This window comes from Streptomyces phytophilus, assembly GCF_013870535.1.
GTDB classification, from domain to species: Bacteria; Actinomycetota; Actinomycetes; order Streptomycetales; family Streptomycetaceae; genus Streptomyces; species Streptomyces phytophilus.
Genome location: NZ_JACBXC010001123.1, coordinates 1 through 2,003, shown reverse-complemented (window position 1 = coordinate 2,003; position 2,003 = coordinate 1). Strand labels below are relative to the sequence as shown.

The 2,003-nt window shown below is 76.6% G+C and carries 1 protein-coding gene; it reads left to right on the top strand.

Going from position 1 to position 2,003, the window contains the following annotated elements:
• Positions 1-2: 2 nt before the first annotated feature.
• Complete coding sequence (locus H5J30_RS29795) at positions 3-1,940, top strand: heparinase II/III family protein (protein WP_258563598.1); 1,938 nt, start codon at positions 3-5, stop codon at positions 1,938-1,940.
• Positions 1,941-2,003 lie beyond the last annotated feature (63 nt).

Below are 2,003 nucleotides of genomic sequence, written 5' to 3'. Positions count from 1 at the left end.
ACCTGCGCCGGCTGTCCCGGATGGGGCCGCGGGAGGTCGGCGGCCGGGTGGGCGACGGACTGCGCAGACGGCGGTGGCGGTCGGCGCTGCCGGACTGCCCGACTGTGACCGGGGCCCGGTTCACCGCGGTACTGCCCGAGGGGGCGATCGCCGCCGTGCCGGCGGACGCCGCGAAACGCCTCGTCGCGGAGGCGGACCGGCTGATGGACGGGCACGGCGGGTACTTCGGGGTGGCCCGCGACGACCTCGCGGAGCCGGACTGGTCGTACGACCCGAAGACCGGGCGCAGGGCCGCGCCCGGTTACGCCTTCGACGTGCCGTACCGCGACGAGGACGAGGTCGGGGACGTCAAGCAGATCTGGGAGCTGTCCCGGCACCAGTACCTGACCGTGCTCGCCGCCGCGTACGCGATCACCGGCGACGACCGGTACGCGACGCGGGTGGCCGCCCACCTCAGGTCGTGGTGGGCGGCGAACCCGCCGCTGCGCGGCGTGCACTGGACCAGCGGCATCGAGCTGGGCATCCGGCTGCTGTCCTGGGTGTGGACCCGCCGGCTGCTCGACGGCTGGCCGGGCGCAGCCGACCTGTTCGAGGACAACCCGGTGGCGCGGCGCCAGATCTGGTACCACCAGCGCTGGCTGGCCGCCTTCCCCAGCCGGGGGTCCTCGGCGAACAACCACGTCATCGCCGAGGCCGCCGGGCAGTTCGCCGCGGCCTGCGCGTTCGGCTGGTTCCCCGCCTCGGCGCGCTGGCGGACGAGCGCGCTCGCGTCGCTGGCGCGGCACCTGCCCGGCAACACCTTCGACTCCGGCCTCAACCGCGAGCTGGCCACCGAGTACCACGGGCTGGTGCTGGAACTCGGCCTGGCCGCGGTGGCCGAGGCGGATGCCGCGGGCGTGCCCGTGCCCGCGCCGGTGCGGCTGGTGCTGCTGCGGATGACCGACGCGCTCGCCGCCGTCGTGGACGGCCGGCTCCGGCCGCCGCGCCAGGGGGACGCGGACGACGGGCACGGTCTGGTCGTCGACGGGGCGGGGACCGACCGCTGGGCGTCCCTGCTGGCCACCGGTGACGCCGTGTTCGGCAGGCTCGCCTGGTGGCCGGCGGTGACCGCGGCCGATGTCCGCACCCCGATGCTGGCCGCGCTCGTCCGGCCGTACGCGACGGAGGAAGCCGGTCCGGCCCCGGCCCGCCCGGCGAGCCGGCCGGACCACTTCGCCGACGCCGGGCTCACCATCCTGCGCGGCCCCGGCGGGATCTGGTGCCGCTGCGACGGCGGCCCGCACGGGTTCCTGTCCATCGCCGCGCACGCCCACGCGGACGCGCTGTCCGTGGAGGTCCGGCATGACGGGGTCGACGTGCTCGCCGACCCGGGGACGTTCTGCTACCACGGCCGGCCCGAGTGGCGGCAGTACTTCCGCTCCACCCTGGCCCACAACACCCTGCGGCTGGACGGCGCCGACCAGTCCGTCTCCGGCGGGCCGTTCCTGTGGACCCGGCACGCCCGCAGCCGCGTCCTGGCCGCGGACACCTCCCGGACGGACGCGGCCCGCTGGTGCGCCGAGCACCACGGCTACCGGCGGTCCGTACACCGCCGCCGGGTCGAGCTGACCGCCGCGAGCCGGGAGTTGCGGGTGGTCGACGAGGTGCACGGCCCGCACCGCGCCGTGCAGCTGGCGTTCCACCTCGGCCCGGCGATCGCCGCGGACCTGGCGGGGGACCGGGCGGTGCTCACCTGGACCCGGGACGGCGAGGACCGCTCCGCGGTGCTCGACCTGCCCGGACAACTGCGCTGGCGTGCGCACCGCGGCGAGAGCGACCCGCCGCTGGGCTGGTACTCCGCCGGGTTCGGGCGCAAGGAGCCCGCCACCACGCTCGTCGGCACCGGCGGCGGTGCCGCGGCGGCGGGGGAGTTCACCACCGTACTCGGATTCCGCGGCTAGGGAGGAAGCGTGGTGATCAAGCGGCGGTCAGGGACGTGGGCGGCGGCGCTGCTGGCGCTGGCG